This is a genomic window from Geodermatophilus sp. SYSU D00814 (assembly GCF_054050055.1).
Map to the genome: position 1 here is coordinate 1 of NZ_JBJGYP010000016.1, position 17333 is coordinate 17333.

14 protein-coding genes are annotated in these 17333 nt (G+C 76.9%); 11 read left to right on the top strand and 3 right to left on the bottom strand.

Annotated elements, in window-relative coordinates; all coding sequences use genetic code 11:
* Positions 1-170: 170 nt before the first annotated feature.
* Together ACI780_RS13800 and ACI780_RS13805 are read right to left on the bottom strand one after the other, a co-directional pair.
* A complete protein-coding gene (locus ACI780_RS13800) occupies positions 171-6122 on the bottom strand; it encodes an AAA domain-containing protein (protein WP_457003526.1) in 5952 nt (1983 codons plus the stop codon).
* 123 nt (positions 6123-6245) lie between these two features.
* The gene (locus ACI780_RS13805; RefSeq protein WP_457003528.1) at positions 6246-7133 is read right to left on the bottom strand and encodes an isocitrate lyase/PEP mutase family protein; all 888 of its coding nucleotides are present in this window, start codon (positions 7131-7133) and stop codon (positions 6246-6248) included.
* Positions 7134-7311: 178 nt separating this feature from the next.
* Between ACI780_RS13805 and ACI780_RS13810 the strand changes: the two genes are divergently transcribed.
* The 10 genes from ACI780_RS13810 (at position 7312) to ACI780_RS13855 (ending at position 16650) form a co-directional block, all read left to right on the top strand.
* Positions 7312-8004, top strand: a complete 693-nt coding sequence (locus tag ACI780_RS13810) for a GntR family transcriptional regulator (RefSeq protein WP_456873018.1) — start codon at positions 7312-7314, stop codon at positions 8002-8004.
* Complete coding sequence (locus tag ACI780_RS13815) at positions 8001-10073, top strand: hydantoinase/oxoprolinase family protein (RefSeq protein WP_457003530.1); 2073 nt, start codon at positions 8001-8003, stop codon at positions 10071-10073. Before ACI780_RS13810 ends, ACI780_RS13815 begins: the two co-directional genes overlap by 4 nt.
* Before the next feature lie 2 nt (positions 10074-10075).
* Positions 10076-11953, top strand: coding sequence for a hydantoinase B/oxoprolinase family protein (locus tag ACI780_RS13820; protein ID WP_456873020.1), 1878 nt, complete (start codon positions 10076-10078; stop codon positions 11951-11953).
* Positions 11950-12579: an isochorismatase family protein gene (locus ACI780_RS13825; RefSeq protein ID WP_456873021.1), complete on the top strand. Its 630-nt coding sequence runs from the start codon at positions 11950-11952 to the stop codon at positions 12577-12579. The genes ACI780_RS13820 and ACI780_RS13825 overlap by 4 nt, the downstream gene beginning before the upstream one ends.
* Positions 12580-12711: 132 nt before the next feature.
* Complete coding sequence (locus tag ACI780_RS13830; RefSeq protein ID WP_456873022.1) at positions 12712-13236, top strand: hypothetical protein; 525 nt, start codon at positions 12712-12714, stop codon at positions 13234-13236.
* 22 nt (positions 13237-13258) lie between these two features.
* Complete coding sequence (locus ACI780_RS13835) at positions 13259-13723, top strand: NUDIX domain-containing protein (RefSeq protein WP_457003533.1); 465 nt, start codon at positions 13259-13261, stop codon at positions 13721-13723.
* Positions 13724-13881: 158 nt separating this feature from the next.
* A complete protein-coding gene (locus ACI780_RS13840) occupies positions 13882-14406 on the top strand; it encodes a DUF4234 domain-containing protein (RefSeq protein WP_457003535.1) in 525 nt (174 codons plus the stop codon).
* A 431-nt stretch (positions 14407-14837) separates the two neighbouring features.
* Positions 14838-14981 carry a hypothetical protein gene (locus tag ACI780_RS13845; RefSeq protein WP_457003537.1) on the top strand — a complete coding sequence of 48 codons (144 nt, stop codon included), beginning with the start codon at positions 14838-14840 and terminating at the stop codon, positions 14979-14981.
* A 158-nt stretch (positions 14982-15139) separates the two neighbouring features.
* Positions 15140-16111, top strand: coding sequence for a ferritin-like domain-containing protein (locus ACI780_RS13850; protein ID WP_456872663.1), 972 nt, complete (start codon positions 15140-15142; stop codon positions 16109-16111).
* A 116-nt stretch (positions 16112-16227) separates the two neighbouring features.
* Entirely contained in the window at positions 16228-16650 is a 423-nt protein-coding gene (locus ACI780_RS13855; RefSeq protein ID WP_456872664.1) for a hypothetical protein, read from the top strand.
* Here ACI780_RS13855 and ACI780_RS13860 read toward each other — a convergent pair.
* A complete protein-coding gene (locus ACI780_RS13860; protein WP_456872665.1) occupies positions 16647-16928 on the bottom strand; it encodes a DUF427 domain-containing protein in 282 nt (93 codons plus the stop codon). The genes ACI780_RS13855 and ACI780_RS13860 overlap by 4 nt on opposite strands.
* Before the next feature lie 156 nt (positions 16929-17084).
* Here ACI780_RS13860 and ACI780_RS13865 point away from each other — a divergent pair, with 156 nt between their 5' ends.
* Entirely contained in the window at positions 17085-17315 is a 231-nt protein-coding gene (locus ACI780_RS13865) for a hypothetical protein (RefSeq protein WP_457003540.1), read from the top strand.
* Positions 17316-17333 lie beyond the last annotated feature (18 nt).

A 17333-nucleotide genomic window follows, 5' to 3' on the forward strand; every position in this document is an offset into this window, starting at 1 on the left:
GTTGCGGGTGGTTGGTGGGCACCAGCCCCCCCCCCGCGCCCCCCCCCGCCCCCCCCCCCCCCCCCCCCCCCCCCCCCCCCCCCCCCCCCCCCCCCCCCCCCCGTCCGCGGCGGCCCTCCTGCAGGGGCCCGCCGCCAGCGTGCGAGTGGCGGGGACAGGAGGGTCCTTCCTCAGGAGGTGACCCGGCCGTCGTCGTGCACGGTGAGCCGGTCGGCGGCGGCCGCGCGGTCGAGCGCCGCGGTGAGCAGCGGGGCCAGCGACGGCGTCCGACGGCGGTAGCCGAACACCTCGGCGGTGCGCAGGAACAGCTCGTCGCGGCCGAGGCCACCCGAGTCGCGGACCAGCGCGACCATCGCGTTGCCGACCTCCTGCGCCGGCACCTGCTCCAGCGGCCGGACGCTGCTGGCGCTCTGGCGGCGGTAGACGGTCCAGGTCGCCGGGTCCAGCGCCGCCGGCCAGACGACGTCGCCGTCGAGGGTGTGCGCGGGCAGCAGCGCCAGCAGCGCGTCGCGCCGGGCCTCGCCGACCCGGGTCAGGCCGAACGCGCCGGCGGCCAGCCGGACCAGCCGGTCGCGGTGCACCGGTCCCTCGGCGCGCAGCCCCGCGCCGAGCACCCGGGTGACCAGCCGGGCGTTGCGCGGGTCGGCGAGGCCGTCGAGGACCTTGCGGTCACCGGCCGGCTTGGGCGCCCAGGCGCGGAAGCGCTGCTCGACCGGCGCGGGGGCCACCTCGTCGGCCGGCGGCTCCTCCGGCACCTCCGGCACCGGCGGGACCACGCTCAGCGTCACCGGCGGGGTCACCGGGGCGGGCTCGTCGGTCGCCGGGTCGGGCAGCGGGCGCGGCGCCGGCAGCGCGGCCACGGCGGCCGACGCCACCGACCGCAGCACCGGCCCACGCGGCGCCGGGTCCGGGGCGGGCGTGGGCTCGGGCTCGGCGTCGACCGCGTCGTCCACCACGGACAGCGCCGGGGGAGCGGCGGCGGGCGCGGGCACGGCGGCGACCGCGGCGGCCAGCCGGTCGAGCACGGCCTCGCGGTCGCGCAGCCACGCGGGCAGCCACACCCGCTCGACGGCGGGCCAGCCGAGCACGCCGGTGAGGACCTCGGCGGGCAGGCCGTCGCGGTCCCCGACGGTGGGCCGACGGGCCCAGCCCGGACCGTCGAGCAGCACGGCCACGACCGGGGTCTCCGGGGCGTCGGCGCGCGCCAGCGCCAGGTCGACGCGGCAGTCCGACAGGCCGACGTCGGTGCGCACGCCCAGCCCGCGCTCCCGCAGCGCGGCGGCGATCTCCTCGCGGTGCCGGTCGGGGACCCGCGGCGCCCGGGCTTCCCGCGGCAGCGCGTCGGTGCCCAGCGCGGCCAGGTCGAGGTAGGCACGCAGGTGCTTGACGCCCAGCGACGAGGTCTGCTCGGCGCGCAGCGCGGTGGGGTCGAAGGAGGTGAAGACGACGACCTGCCGGCGGGCGCGGGTGATCGCCACGTTGAGCCGCCGCTCGCCGCCGGCCCGGTTGAGCGGGCCGAAGTTCAGCGGCAGCACGCCGCGGTCGTCGGCGCTGTAGGCGGTCGACAGCAGCACGACGTCGCGCTCGTCGCCCTGGACGTCCTCGATGTCCTTGACGAAGACGCCCTCGCCGTCGGTGCGCTCCAGCGCCGCGGTCAGCCGCTCGTCGCCGGCGTCGCGCAGCAGCGACTCGACGTAGGCCCGCTGCTGGGTGGTGAAGGTGACCACGCCGATCGAGGGCACCGCGTCCGGGTCGGCGTCGAGGCGGCGGCGGATCTCCGCGACGACGGCCTTGGCCTCCATCGGGTTGGTGCGCAGCAGCCGGCCGGCGCCGGTGCGGTGGAAGGTGCCCTGCACGCGGACCAGCGAGATCCCGTGCCCGCCGACGTCGGCCGAGGCCCGCCCGGCCGTGGGCGCGGGGAAGGAGGAGAGCCGGTTGCCGTAGTAGTGGGCGTTGCTGAACGCGAACAGCGACTCGTCGCGGCTGCGGTAGTGCCAGGACAGCCGGTGCCGCGGCACGCCCGCGCGCAGGCACTCCGACAGGATCGACTCCGCGTCCTCCACGGCGGTGCCCGGCAGCCCGGGCACGTCCTCGCCGGCCGCGGGACCGGACTCGGCCGGCGGCGCCGGGGGGAGCTGGCGGGTGTCGCCGACGACCACGGCCGCGCGGGCCCGGCCCAGCGCGCCGACGGCGTCGGCGACCCGCAGCTGGGAGGCCTCCTCGACCACCACGAGGTCGAACAGGCCCGCCCGCGCCGGCAGGAACCGGGCGACCGCGTCGGGGCCGGCCAGCACGCACGGCAGCAGTGCGGTGACCAGGTCGCCGTGCTCGGCGAGCAGGGTCGCCACTCCCGGTGACTCGTCGAGGGCGTGCCGGAGGGCGGCGACCCGCTCGTCGTCCTCGGGACGGCGGGCCGCGACGGCGGCGGGCAGCGCGGCGACGAGGTGGTGGCGCACCGCGCGGGCGGCAGCGGTGTGGCGGGCCAGGGCCCGGTCGTGCGCGTCCTCGTCGAACGCGTCGAGACCGGTGGCCGCCTGGCGCTCGGCCGCCGAGGCGGCGGCCAGGCCGTGCTCGAGGGCGCGGGTGGCGTCCTCGGCGGGCAGCCGGCCGCTGACCAGCGCGGCGCGGGCCTCGGTCAGGCCGGCCGCGCGCAGCGGTTCGAGGGTGTCGAGGAGCTCCGCCCACCGCCGCAGCGAGATCAGCCCGCTGTGCTCGACGCCGCGCTCGGGGCGGGTCATCGCCCAGCGCAGCAGGACGCCGTCGTCGCCGCACCACTCGGCCAGCCGCGCCGGGGTGCTGCGGCAGACGCGCAGCAGCCGGTCGAGCTCGTCGCGCAGCCGCCGCACGGCCGTCGCGGCCGCGGCGTCGGTGCCGGGCCGGGCGACGACGTGGCGGCGCAGGGCGACGGCGAAGCCGCGGGCGCTGTCGACGACCGCGCCGGCCCGCCGCAGCCACGCCACCTGCCCGTCGAGGACCGTGGGGTCCAGCAGCGGGTTCCACCCCGCCGGCACCGACAGCCCGGGGATCACCGCGGCGCGCGCGGCGAGGCCCGCGGCGGCGGTCTGCAGCCGCCACAGCGACGCGGTCAGCTCCGGGACGTCGCCGAGCTTCACCGTCACGCCCGGGCGCAGCGCCGGCGCCAGCTGGTCCCGCACCGCGCGCAGCCCCTGCCGGCGGGCCCAGGTGCGGGCGGCCTGCGCGGTCTGCGCGGCGACGTAGAGGTCGGCGAGCGGCAGCGCCAGCGCCTCCGGACCGGCCAGCTCGAGGCCGGGGTGGACGGCGGAGGTGAACGCGGCGACCTCGGCGAGCACCGCCGTCGTCGCCGCGGTCCAGCGCGCGGTCGGCACCTCGTCGAGGACGTCGAGGCCCACCGGCGGGCCGGCGAGCAGGTGGGCGAGGTCGTCGAGGTCGGCGGGGGTGCGCACCTCGCGCAGCGCCCGCGCCAGGTGCTCCTCGGCCGGCAGCGCGCGCATGGCGGCGTCGACGGCGGAGGCGGCGGCGTGCGCGGCGCGCAGGTCGACGTCGGCGGTGTCGACGAAGGCCCACGGGTGCCGCGGCGAGGGGCGGACGAGGTCGGCGACGTCGGGCAGCAGCGCCAGCGCGCGGCGCACCGCGGCCATCGTCTGCGCGGGCGCGGCGGCGGCGAAGGCCGGTGGCAGGGACAGCGGCGGGACGCCGTCGCCGAGGGCGAGCTGCGCGGTCCGCGCCGAGTAGCAGGACAGGCCCGCGGCGTTGGGGGCGTGCAGCCGGTCGGCGTAGCGGGCCAGGGTGCGGCGGGCCGCGCGCAGGTCGGCGAGGTCCGCGGCCGCACCCTCGTCCTCCGGGTCCCGCGGGGCGTCGTCGAGCGCGGCGAGGACGCGGGCGCGCACCTCGGCGGGGTGGGCGCGCCCGTCGTGCAGCGGCAGGGTGGCCCCGCCCAGGCCGGCCGCCTCCAGCCGGCGGGCGACGACGTCGAGCGCGGCCCGCTTCGCGGCCACGACCAGCACCCGCTTCCCCTCGGCGACGGCGCGGGCGACCAGGTTGACGACGGTCTGCGACTTGCCGGTGCCCGGCGCGCCCTCGAGCACGAACGTGCGGCCGGCCACCCCCTCGGCGACGGCGCGCAGCTGGGAGGAGTCGCTGGGCAGCGGGCACCGGGCGGCGAGCTCGTCGAGGTCGACGTCGACCGCCGCGGCCGGTACCGGGTCGCGGAACGGTGCGGCGGTCGCGCGCGCCAGGTGGTCGGCCAGCGGTGCGGCCGTCAGCTCGGCCCACGACGCGTCCAGGTCGCGCCACCGGCGGTGCGCCGCCGGCCGCAGCAGGGCGAGGTCGGCGGTGGCCTCGACGCGGGAGGGCAGGCCCGCCTCGGCCAGCGACTGCCGGACCGCGTCGAGCACGCCGTCGACGTCCGTGCCGTCCTCGGGGTCGAGCCCGGGGACGGTCAGGCCGTGCGCCCGGCGCAGCTCGTCGAGCAGCAGCCCGTTCGGGTGGGCGCCGGCGGCGGGGTCGGCGGTCAGCCGGTAGCCGTCGCCGTCGCCGTCGGGGGAGAGGACCACCGGCAGCAGGACCAGCGGCGAGCGCAGCCGCCGTCCGTCGTGCTCCCACGCCAGGGTGCCGACGGCGAGGTGCAGGTCGCCGGCGCCGGTCTCGTCGCGGGTGGTGCGCGCCCGGTGCGCGAGCCCGCGCAGCCGCGGCAGGTAGCCGCCGTCGGTGACGTCGGCGTGCACGGCGCGCCGCTCGTGCAGCACCTCGCCGAGCACGCCGACCGGCAACCCGCGGGCCGAGGACACGCCCTCCTCGTCGGAGTCCGTGAGCCGGTCGCTGGGCAGCAGCGAGACCCCGCCCTCCTCGGCGAGCAGCTCGGTGAGGGTGGCGAGGTAGAGGCCGGGCACGACCAGCGGCAGGCCCGCGCCCTCGGGGAGGTCGAGCAGCCGGTCGCGCGCCGCGGGGTCGAGCAGGTCGTCCTGCCACTGCCGCACCCGCGACGGCACGCCGGCCGGCGCGCCGGGGGCGGGGGCGGCGTGGCGGCCGGCCGGGTGCGCGGCGGGCGGGCGGTACTCGACCACCTGCAGCGCCCCGCCGGGGCCGCGGGTGCGGGCCGGCAGCGGCAGGATGCCGTCGCGGCGGGCGCGGTGGACGTCGGTGACGCCCAGCACCCGGTCCGGGCCGCCGGCCAGCCACGCGTCGCGGGCGGCGCGGTGCAGCTGCTCGGCGTCGGGGTCGGCCGGCTCGCGGCTGGTCAGCAGCGTCGTCTCCACCAGCCGCACCAGGCCGAGGTCGACGAGGTCGGCCAGCGGCGCGACGTCGGTGGTGGCGGCGCTCTCCGCGCTGCGCTCCTCCCGCCAGTAGCCGAGGAACGCGTGCCCTTCCGTCAGCCACAGCAGGGTGCGGATCCCGGCGGCCTCGAGCGCGGCGGCCAGCACGACGGTGGTGTCCAGCGGGGTGCCGACCCGCCCGTCGAGGACGTCGCCGGGGGTGCGCACCTTCTGCGCGATGTGCGCCCAGTCCGCGGCCGCCTCGCCGTACCGGACGCCGCGGGCGCGCACCGCGGCGGCGACCGCGGCGACGACCGCGTCGACCCGCTCCGGGCCGGCCGCGCAGCCCTCCAGCGAGGGATCGCCGGTGCGCTCCCCGAGCAGCGCGGCGGACTCCTCCAGCAGCGGACCGACCGCCGGGTGGTTGGGCAGCACGTGCGCGGCGAGCATCTCCAGCGCCAGGGGCAGGGGGGCGGCCAGCCACTGGCCGGCGGCGAGCACCTGCACCGGGACGGCCGTGCCGCCGACGTCGGCGCCGTCGACGGTCACGTCGATCTCGATGACGCCGGGCCGCTGCTCCTCGATCTGCAGCACCGCCGCGGCGTCCACGACGAGGTCCACGTCGCTGAGCACCGTCGTCGCGTCGGCGTCGAGGTCGACGGTGAGCTCCACCGGGCGCCCGATCGGTCCCTCGGCGTCGCGCACCCCGATGCGGACGAGCGCGCCGGACACCGCCGCGCCGTGGGTGGCGAACGCCAGCCGGGAGACGACCGGGACGCGGTTGTGGGCGAGGGCGTGGGAGAGCACCGGGGTGCTCGTGGCGGTGATCGCCACGGCCACCCGGGGGGCACCGTCGTGCGGATGCGGCCGGGCGTCGGTGGTGCTCACGGCGCTCTGTCTACCGGCCCGGACGGACCGGTCCGGTCATCGCCGCGAGCGTCTGGGACGGGTGTGACAGGAGCGCCGAGACGTTGTCCGGAGCCCTCCCACGACTGCCGATGGGAAGCGCCTTCAGCTGCTGAAGCGCTGCTCCAGGTCCTGCACCTCGGGCAGGCCGACGAGGTCGGTGAACTCGCCGAAGGTGGGCAGTCCCTCCAGCGGCGGGACGCCCTGTGCCCGCAGCGCCGCCAGCAGCGAGCGCATCCCCGCGGTGGCCGCCAGCAGCGTGCCGATGGGGTAGATGACCAGCGCGAACCCCAGCTCGGTCATCCGCTGCAGCGACAGCGGGGGCGTGCGGCCGCCCTCGGCCCAGTTGAACACCAGCGGCGCCACGCCGGCCAGCGCCGTCGCCACCCGCTCGACGTCGGCCTCGGTGGTGGGCGCCTCGACGAAGAGCAGGTCCGCGCCGGCGTCGGCGTAGGCCCGGGCCCGCTCCAGGGCGTCGCCGGTGCCGCTGACGGCGACCGCGTCGGTGCGGGCGACGATCACCAGGTCGGGGTCGCGGCGGGCGGCGACCGCCGCGCGGATCTTGCCGACCATCTCGTCGGCGCCGATGAGCGCCTTGCCGCTCATGTGCCCGCACTTCTTGGGCATGACCTGGTCCTCGAGCTGGATCCCGGCCACCCCCGCCTGCTCGTAGAGCTGCACCGTGCGGACGACGTTGAGCGCGTTGCCGTAGCCGGTGTCGGCGTCGGCGATGACCGGGACCTCGACGGCCGCGGCGATCCGGCGGGCGTTGTCGACCATCTCCGCACCGGTGAGCAGGCCGACGTCGGGGCGGCCGATGAGCGAGGCCGTCGTCCCGAAGCCGGTCATGTAGACGGCGTCGAAGCCGGCCTGCTCCACCAGCCGGGCCGACAGCGCGTCGTAGGCGCCCGGCGCGACCAGCGGCCCCGGCCCGGCGAGCAGCTCGCGCAGCCGCGCCCGCGGCGCCGGGCCGTTCCCCAGCAGATCACCCACGGTGCCCCCTCGGTTGCATACAGACCCTGGTCGGGCCCTCTCCGGGTCGGGAGCAGTCTGCACCCCCCGTGACGTGCACGGCAACGACCGAAACGGAACACGGCAGTCTGTTTCGCGGCCCTTGTGCACCGACCGGGGCGCCCCTACCTTGCATGCAATCGCCAGGGAGGTGTGACGGGTGACACGTGCACAGACGTCCGCGGAGCGGGCGCTGTCGACCCTGCGCGAGCTGATCATGGGCGGGGAGCTGGCGCCCGGTGCGCGGCTCGGCGAGGTCGAGCTGGCCGAGCGGCTAGGGGTCAGCCGGACGCCGGTGCGCGAGGCGCTGTCCCGGCTGGCCGCCGAGGGCCTGGTCGAGGTGGTGCCCAACCGCGGTGCCCGGGTGGCCACCTGGACCGTCGCCGAGCTCGAGGGCGTGTTCGACCTGCGGTCGGTGCTCGAGCCGCAGCTGACCGCGCACGCCGTCCCGCGGGCCCGCCCGGCCGACGTCGAGGAGCTCGACGGCCTGGCCCGGCGCATGCACGAGGTCGGCGCGCCCGGGCCGGACCAGGACCTCGACGCGCTGGTGCCGCTCAACCGCGCCTTCCACGACCGGCTGGTGGCCCTCGCCGCGCAGCCCGCGCTGGCCGCCGCGCTCGCCGCGGCCATCCACCCGCCGATCGTGCGGCGCAACTTCCTCACCTACGACGAGGCGTCGCTGCGCCGCAGCCTGGCGCACCACAGCGAGATCGTCGCCGCGCTGCGCGCCGGCGACCCCGCGTGGGCCCGCGCCGTCATGACCTCGCACATCGCCAACGCCCGCGCCGTCATGGTCCGCGCGGCCCGGCTGCAGATGACCGCCACCGCGATCCGCCAGGAGGAGACCGCATGAGCTACCGGCTCGGAGTCGACGTCGGGGGCACCTTCACCGACGTCCTGCTCGTGGACGAGGACAGCGGCGCGACGTGGCGCGCCAAGACCGCCTCGACCCCGGCCGACCAGGCGGTCGGGGTGCTCACCGGCATCGGCAAGGTGTGCGCCGACGCCGGCATCTCGCTGGGCGAGGTGGCGCAGGTGCTGCACGGCACCACGGTCGCGACCAACGCGATCCTCGAGGGCAAGGGCGCCCGCGTCGGCCTGGTCACCACCCGCGGGTTCCGCCAGGTGCTGCAGATCGCCCGCTCCTTCGTCCCCGGCGGGCTGGCCGGCTGGATCATCTGGCCCAAGCCCGAGCCGCTGGCCGACCTCGAGGACACCGTCGAGGTCGCCGAGCGCATCGCCAGCGACGGGTCGGTGGTCCGCCCGCTCGACGAGGCCGACGTCCGCGCGCGGCTGCAGCACCTGGCCGGCCGCGGCGTGCAGGCCCTCGCCGTCAGCCTGGTCAACTCCTTCGCCGACGCGACGCACGAGCGCCGCATCCGCGAGATCGCCGGCGAGGTGCTGCCCGGCGTCCCGGTGTCGCTGTCCTCCGACGTGCTCCCCGAGCTGCGCGAGTACGAGCGCACGCTGACCACCGTCGCCAACGGCTACGTGCAGCCGCAGGTGGACAAGTACGTCCGCCACCTCTCGAACGGGCTGCGCGAGGGCGGGGTGGCCTGCGAGCTGTCGATCCTGCGCAGCGACGGCGGCCTGCAGTCCGCCGACGCCGCGGTCGCCGCGCCGGTGACCATGCTGCTGTCCGGCCCGGCCGGCGGGGTGACCGGCGCGGTGTGGGTGGCCGAGCAGTGCGGCCACCGCGACCTGATCACCTTCGACATGGGCGGCACCTCCACCGACGTGGCGCTGGTGCGCGACCTGTTCCCGCGCATCGGCCGCGAGACCAAGGTCGGCGACCTGTCGGTGCGGGCCTCCAGCGTCGACGTCCGCACCGTCGGCGCCGGCGGCGGCTCCATCGCGCACGTGCCCGAGCTGACCCGCGCGCTGCGGGTCGGCCCGCAGTCGGCCGGCGCCGACCCCGGTCCGGCCGCCTACGGCAAGGGCGGGGTGGAGCCCACGGTCACCGACGCCAACGTCGTCCTGGGCTACCTGCCCTCGGCGCTGGCCGGCGGGGAGATCACCCTCGACGTCGAGGCCGCGCGCGCGGCGGTCGGCAAGGTCGCCGAGGCCATGGGGCTGGACTCCCCGGAGGCCGCGGCCGCGGGCATCGTCGACATCGTCAACGAGAACATGCTCGGCGGGCTGCGGCTGGTGTCGGTGCAACAGGGCTTCGACCCGCGCGACTTCGCGCTGGTCGCCTTCGGCGGCGCCGGCCCGCTGCACGCCAACGCGCTGGGGAGGCTCACCGGGGCGTGGCCGGTGATCATCCCGCCCGGGCCCGGGCTGCTGTGCGCGCTCGGCGACGCCACCACCAGCCGGCGCGACGAGTCCGCCCGCACGGTGCTGCGCCGCTTCGGCCAGCTCACCGACGGCGAGCTCCGGCAGATCCTGCGCGAGCTCGCCGACGAGGCCGGCGAGCGGCTGGCCGCCCAGGGCCTGGCGCGGGCCGACCAGCGGGTCGGCTTCCAGGTCGACGTCCGGTACCACGGGCAGGGCTTCGAGATCCCCGTGGAGGTCGACCCCGCCTGGCTCGACGGCGACGGTGCGCTGGCCGAGCTGGGGAAGGCCTTCGACGCCGAGCACGACCGGCTGTTCTCCTTCCTCCTCGACGTCGACCACGAGCTGGTCAACGCCCGGGCCACCGTCACCGGCCCGCGCCCCGACGTCGCCCCGGTGCAGCTGGAGGAGGGCGACGGCGACCCGAAGTCGGCGCTGGTCACCGAGGCGCCGGTGCACGTCGGCGGGGAGCAGGTGACCGCCGCGGTCTACGACCGGGCGCGGCTGCGGGCCGGGGACGTGGTGCGCGGCCCGGCGATCGTCACCGAGATGGACTCCACCACCCTCGTCCTGCCCGGGCACGCGGCCGCGGTGCACGCCTCGGGTTCCCTCCTGATCACCCCCCTGACCGACGACGCGGAGGCGTGAGCATGGCCCGGATCATCGAGACCGCCACCGGCGAGGTGGAGCGGGTCGACGTCGACCCGGTCACCCTCGACCTGATCGAGAACGGGCTGCGCAACGCCCGCTACGAGATGGACGAGGTGCTCTTCCGCACCGCGCTCTCGCCCGGCATCCGCGAGCAGCACGACGAGTTCCCGCTGATCGGCGACCCGAGCGGGAAGATGGTCGTCGGCCAGTTCGGCCTGTCCATCCCCGACTTCCTCGACGGGTTCGACGACACCGTCGAGGAGGGCGACGTCCTGCTGACCAGCGACCCCTACGCCTGCGGCGCGGCGATCAGCCACGCCAACGACTGGCTGCTGGTCATGCCGGTGTTCCACGAGGGCCGGGTCGTGGGCTGGGCGTCGATGTTCGGGCACATGTCCGACGTGGGCGGCAAGACGCCGTCGTCGATGCCCACCGACGCCCGCACCATCTACGAGGAGGGCGTGGTCATCCCGCCCTTCAAGCTCTACCGCAGGGGCGTGCTCAACGACGACGCGCTGCGGATCATCCTCAACCAGGTCCGCATGCCCGACTGGAACCGCGCCGACCTCAACGGCCTGGTCGCCGCGTGCCGCACCGCCGCGCGGCGGGTGGTGGAGATGTGCCAGCGGTTCGGCACGGCCACCTACCTGTCGGCGCTCGACGCGCTGCTGCAGCGCAACCACGACGCCATGAAGGTGCTGCTGCAGATGGTGTTCGAGGAGGGCCGCACGCTCTCCTTCACCGACTACATCTGCGACGACGGCGTCGGCAACGGCCCCTACGAGCTCAAGCTGTCGCTGACCCGCACCGGCGAGAAGGTGCACCTGGACTTCACCGGCTCCTCGCCGCAGGCGGCCGGGCCGATCAACTACTACATCAACGAGAACCTGACCCGGATGTTCTTCGGGATCTACATGATCACCGTCGCCGACCCGCAGATCCTGTGGAACGACGGCTTCTACCCGCTGATCGACGTCACCATCCCGGACGGGTCGTACTGGAAGCCGGAGCACCCGGCGGCGCTCAACGGCCGCAACCACGGCATCGGGCGGGTGTTCGACCTGTTCGGCGGGCTGCTCGGGCAGACCAACCCGGCGCTGCTCAACGCGGCCGGCTTCTCCTCCTCGCCGCACTTCATGTACTCCGGCCACTACTCGTCCGGAGAGCGCAAGGGCGAGTGGTTCCAGCTGTACTCGATCGGGTTCGGCGGCATCCCCGGGCGGCCGCTCGGGGACGGGCCCGACGGGCACTCGCTGTGGCCGAGCTTCGTCAACATCCCCTGCGAGTACCTCGAGTCCTACTACCCGCTGCGGATCGAGACGTGGGAGACCGTCGCCGACACCGGCGGCGCCGGGCTGCACCGCGGCGGCAACGGCGTCGACGTCGCCTACGTGTTCGAGGAACCCGGCGAGATCGCCATCCACGACGACCGCTGGCTGACCTACCCGTGGGGCGTCAACGGCGGCGAGCCCGGCGCGCGCGGCCGCAAGTGGATCGACCGGGCCGACGGCACCCGGGAGGTGCTGCCGAGCAAGTGCCACGGCGTGCCGGTGCGCCCCGGCGACGTCCTGCACTTCGTCACCTGGGGCGGCGGCGGGTGGGGCGACCCGCTGCAGCGCGACCCGGAGCTCGTCGCGCGGGAGGTCCGGCGCGGGCTGGTCACGCCCCGGGGCGCCGAGCGCTACGGCGTCTGCCTCACCGAGGACGGCGAGGTCGACGCCGAGGCCACCGAGACGCTGCGCGACACCATGCGCGCCGACCGGCCGGCCGAGCTGCCGGTGTTCGACATGGGGCCGCCGATCGAGGAGCTGCTCGCCCGCTGCGAGGAGGAGACCGGGCTGCCGGCCCCCAAGCGCCCGGTGTGGGCGGCCGGGTGAGCGTTCCCGAGCCCGGCCCGCACGGGACGGCGTTCTCCGGGCGGCTGGGCTGGGGCGCCCGCCCGGCCGTGGTCGTCGTCGACCTGTGCCGGGCCTACACCGAGCCGGGTGGGCCGTTCGCCCTGCCCGACCCGGGCCCGGCGGTCGAGGCCGCCGGGGCGCTGGTCGACGCCGCCCGCGCCGGCGGGCACCCGGTGGTGTGGACGGCGGTCCGCTACGCCCGGGGCCTGGCCGACGGCGGGCTGTTCGTGCGGAAGGTGCCGGCGCTGGCCGCCTTCGCCGAGGACGCGCCGGGGGAGTGGGGCGAGCTGACGCTGGAGGCGGGTCCCGGGGAGCCGGTGGTGGTCAAGCAGTACGCCTCGGCCTTCTTCGGGACCACGCTCGCGCCGACCCTGGCCGGCCTCGGCGTGGACACCGTCGTGGTCGCCGGCGTCTCCACCTCCGGCTGCGTCCGGGCCACCGCGATGGACGCGCTCAACTCCGGGTTCCGCCCGCAGGTGGTCCGCCAGGCCTGCGCCGACCGCAGCCCCGCCCTGCACGAGAACAACCTCGCCGACCTCGACGCCAAGTACGCCGACGTCGTGGACCTCACCGAGGCGCTGCCCCACCTGCAGCGCCCCGCCTAGACGACGGCGCCTCCCGGGTGTCCCCCCTCGGGAGGCGCCGTCCCGGCACCCGCCGGGACAGGAGTGACACGGGGGACGGCGGGGCGGGTCGCGGACCGGGCTGCGCGCCGCCGCGTGCGTAGGTTCGCCCGGATGCACACCGGCCGCCTCCCCTCGTCCCTGGACACCCTCGACGCCCTGGGCGCCCTCGACGCCGCGCTGGACCTCGGCGACACCGACGTGCTGCCCAGCCGCTCGCGGCACGCCGCCCGCTCCGCGCTGCGCCGCCGCTGGGTGGTCGCCGGGGCGCTCGCGCTGGTGCTGGCGGTGGCGGGGCTGGCGGCGCTGGTCGCGCCGGCGGTCCGGGGCGGGGACCCCGTCGACGCGCCGCCGGTGGCCCGTCCCTCGCCGTCGGCCGGTCCGACCGCGGTGCCGCCGTCGGCCGCGCCGTCGTCGGTGCCGCCGTCGTCCGCCGCGCCGTCGCCGGAGCCGGTGGAGGCGGCCGCGCCGCCGCCGGCCGAGGTCCTCCCGGCGCCGGTGCCCGTGGCGACGACCCCGGCGCCCGCGCCGCCGTCCGCCGAGCCCCCGGCGCCGGAGCCGCCCGCCGATCCCTGCCGGGACAAGCCGGGGCGGGGCAACGGCCACGGGCACGGCCACCAGGGCGGCGACTGCGGCTGAGCCGCCGTGCGAGGGTGGCCGGGTGCCGAGACGGAGCGCGGGGATCCTGCTGTACCGGCGCGGCCCCGGCGGCGCCCCCGAGGTGCTGCTCGGCCACATGGGCGGGCCGTTCTGGGCCCGGAAGGACGACGGCGCCTGGTCGATCCCCAAGGGCGAGCACGACGACGCCGAGGACGCGCTCGCGGCCGCCCGCCGGGAGTTCGAGGAGGAGCTCGGCAGCCCCGTGCCGGCGACGTCCTTGACCCCGCTCGGGGAGCTGCGGGCGGGCGCCAAGGTGCTCACCGTGTGGGCCGGCGAGGGCGACCTGGACGCCGCGGCGGTCGTCAGCGGCACCTTCCCGCTGGAGTGGCCGCCGCGGTCGGGGCGGGTGCAGCACTTCCCCGAGGTCGACCGTGCGGCCTGGTTCGGCCTCGACGAGGCCCGCGCGAAGCTCGTGAAGGGGCAGGTGCCCTACCTCGACCGGCTGGCGGAGCTGCTCGCCGGCTGAGCCCGCGCCCGCCGCACGGGCGTGGCCGGTGGGACGACGGGGGCGGCGGGTGCCGGTCGGGTGGTGTCGCGATGCGCGTGCCCCCGACGAGCCCGGTCGCGGCCTAGCTTCCTGCGCGCCGGCGGACCGTCCGCCGGCCCAGTCGAAGCGGGGGACCGATGACCACCTCTCCGTACCAGGATGCGTCCGCGCAGCAGCCCGGCGCCGCGCCGTACGCGTCCTACGGCCAGACGCCCTACGGCCAGGCGCCCTACGGCCAGGCGCCGGGCTGGGCGGGGCAGCCGATGCCGCCGGTCCCGGCCGGGGCGCACTTCCCGCCGTCCGGCCCGATCGGCCGGGTGCGCGGCACCGGCGTCGCGATCCTGCTGACGATCGTGACCCTCGGGATCTACTCCCTCGTCTGGTACTACTCGGTCCACGAGGAGATGAAGCGGCACACCGGCAACGGCCTGGGCGGCGGCCTGGCCCTGGTGATCGCCCTCTTCCTCGGGTTCGTCTCGCCGTTCGTCACCAGCAGCGAGGTCGGCGCCCTCTACGAGCGCGCGGGCCGGGCCAAGCCGGTCAGCGGCGCCACGGGGCTGTGGTACCTGCCCGGCGTGTTCATCCTGGTCGGCCCGATCGTCTGGTTCGTCAAGACCAACGGCGCGCTCAACGCCTACTGGCGGTCCCTCGGCGCCGCCTGACCCGCGGCGGTCCACGCCGCCCCCTGTCGACCTGCGGCTGCCTCCCGGGCCCCGAGGCAGCAGCAGGTCGACACCGGGCGCCGGACGGGGGAACGGCGCGGGTCGATCGGGTGACATCCGGACTCCGGAGCGTGCCGAGACCCCCACGGAGCGGTGGCGGCTGCCACTCTCGGCGGCCACCGTCCCCGGGAGGTCCGATGTGCTCCTCGTCCCCCTCCGCCGGCCAGGCCTGCACCTGCGCGCCCGCGTCCCGCCCGGTCGCCACCGCGGTCGTGCGACGGCGCCCGCGCTGGACACCGGCTCCGGCGACCAGGTGACGGATCGCTGACGAGTCGTCCCACCCGCCCCACGCGGCACGGCGACGCCGTCCCCGGGTGGCAGGGTCCTGACTCCCCGGGTCCGGACGGACTCGCGCGTACGAGGAGACCCGCGTGCCCTGTGACACCTGCGCCGCCGAGGCCCACCCCGGCCCGGTGTGCCCCCGCTGTGCCGCGCTGGCGCAGCTGACCCAGCCGGTGCTGCGGCTGCAGACGCGCCGCCGTCCGCCGGTGCCCCCGGCCGCCCCGGCCCGCTGACCCACCGCCGTGCCGGCCCCGGCCGTGCCGGCCCCGGCCGGGCCGGCACGGCGTGACGCACCTCACCGCTAGCAATCCGCTTGCAGGAGTTAGCAGGCGCGGGGTGCGGGGCATGACCGAGACGTCAGGTCATCCCCGATGTCTGGAGTTCCCCCGTCGTGACCGACCACGCCAAGATCGTCAACCAGCTCCGCGCGCTGGTCCTGCTCTCCCAGACCGAGGAGCAGGTCGCCCGCACCCGGGTGACCCAGGCCCGCACCGACGCCGTGCGCCGCGAGCTCACCCAGAACGCCGACAACGCCGCCGAGCGCACCCGGCTGATCACCGCCGAGCTGCGCGAGCTGGGCGGCGTGCCCGACGTCGTCACCCCGGTCGTGGGCCGGCTGTCGGCCGTCGTCAAGGCCGCCGTCGAGCAGGCCGAGCCGATCGAGGAGGCCCTGCTGCAGGACCTCTCCCTCGAGCACCAGCTGCACGACCGCGCCACCTACCTCAAGGTGCTCGGCCAGGCGGCCGGGCTGGCCAAGGTCGAGCGCCTGGCCGAGGGCCTGATCCGCGCCCACGAGGCCACCATCGAGTGGCTGACCGTCGTGCTGGCCGAGGAGGCCCTGGGCGGCCCCGCCGCGCTGCAGGCCACCCCGTTCCAGCAGGTCGCCGGCGTCGCCGCGCGGGCCGCCAACGCCCCGTACCGCTTCGTCGCCAACCGGGTGAACGAGGCCCTCGACACCGCGCAGCAGCGCCGTGAGGCCGCCGGTGACAAGCTCGGTCAGGTGGCCGGCCGCGCCTCCACCCTCACCGACGCCGTCCGCGAGACGCTGACCGTCGGCCGCGCCGCCACGCTGCGCCGGGCCGAGCGGATCGCCCGTCGCGAGGGCAACCGCACCGCCGCCGACGCCGCCAAGGCCGCCCGCGAGGAGCTCGGTGACGTCTCCGCCGACGAGCTGCCCGTGAAGGGCTACGACTCGCTGTCGACCTCCGACGCCGCCAAGGCCGCCAAGGCCCTGCGCGAGCCGCACGACATCCGCGTGCTCATCCGCTACGAGGAGACCCACAAGAACCGGTCGAGCGTCATCAGCGCCGCCCAGGTCGCCCTCGCCGCGGTCGCCAAGGAGGCCGTGGGCGTCGACAACTGACACCCGCCGCTCGCCGGACGGCCCGCACCCCACCCCGGGTGCGGGCCGTCCGGCGTTCGGGGAGATCCCGGTCGCAGCGGGTTTGACCCGCCGTGGCGGTCGGGGATCGTGACGGCATGCAGATCACACCCGAGGCCCTGGAGCAGGAGTTCTCGCTCCAGACCGCCGTCACCCGCCTGGACTTCCTGAGCCGGCGGGACTCCGGGGCCACCCCCCGCGCCCGGGCGACCGGGAGCGACGAGGACTCCTGGAGCTCGCTGCTCGACGACTCCACCTCCCTCGACGTCGCCGAGTCCCTGGAGCTGCTCGCCCTCGGCGAGGTCGTCGCCCGCAAGGCCCACGACAGCCAGCTCGTCGGCTTCCGCGCCGCGCTGCGGGGCGGGGCCGGCTGGGAGGCGATCGCCGCCGCGCTCGACCTCGCCCCGGCCGAGGCGTGGGCGGCCTACCACCGCGTCATCGACAGCCAGGAGCGCGCGGGCGTCCTGGACGCGCAGGACGCCGCGGACGCCCGCGCCCAGGCCGGGGACCGTCCCGCTTAGCTCACCTCGACGCCGCGCCAGAAGGCCACCCGGCCGGTGATCTCCTTCGCGGCGTCCTTCGGCTCGGGGTAGAACCACGCGGCGTCGGGGTTGACCCGGCCCTCGACCTCGAGCGTGTAGTACGACGCCTGGCCCTTCCAGGGGCAGGTCGTGTGCGTGGAGGAGGGGCGCAGCACGTCGCTCCGCACGGACTCTCGCGGGAAGTACGCGTTGCCCTCCACGGTGACGATGTCGTCGGACTCGGCGATGACGGTCCCGTTCCAGGTCGCTGTGGTCATGCCGCGATCGTCCCCCACCGGACACCGGTGCGGGTGGCGTGCACCACGCGTACGAGCCGGTGGGCTGGGCATGTGACCGGGAGGCGCGCCGACCGCGTCGCCCCCGGTGGCCCCGCCGCCGGTCCGGCCCGTCCCCGACGACGAGGAGCGCGACCGATGTCCCAGGCCGCCCGTCCGCCCGACCCCCAGGACCCGCGCCGGGGGATGCAGCCGCGTCCCAAGCGCGGGCGCGCGGTGCTGCTGGGCACCTTCCTCGGCCTGATCGTGCTCGTCTTCGGCTTCATCCTGCTGGTCAGCCAGTGCAGCGCGGACGAGGACGACGACGGCGCGATCGGCCCCACTCCCACCGTCGTCGTCGAGCAGGGCGCGGCGCCGGCGAGGGTCTGACCCGCCGGCGGTCCTGGG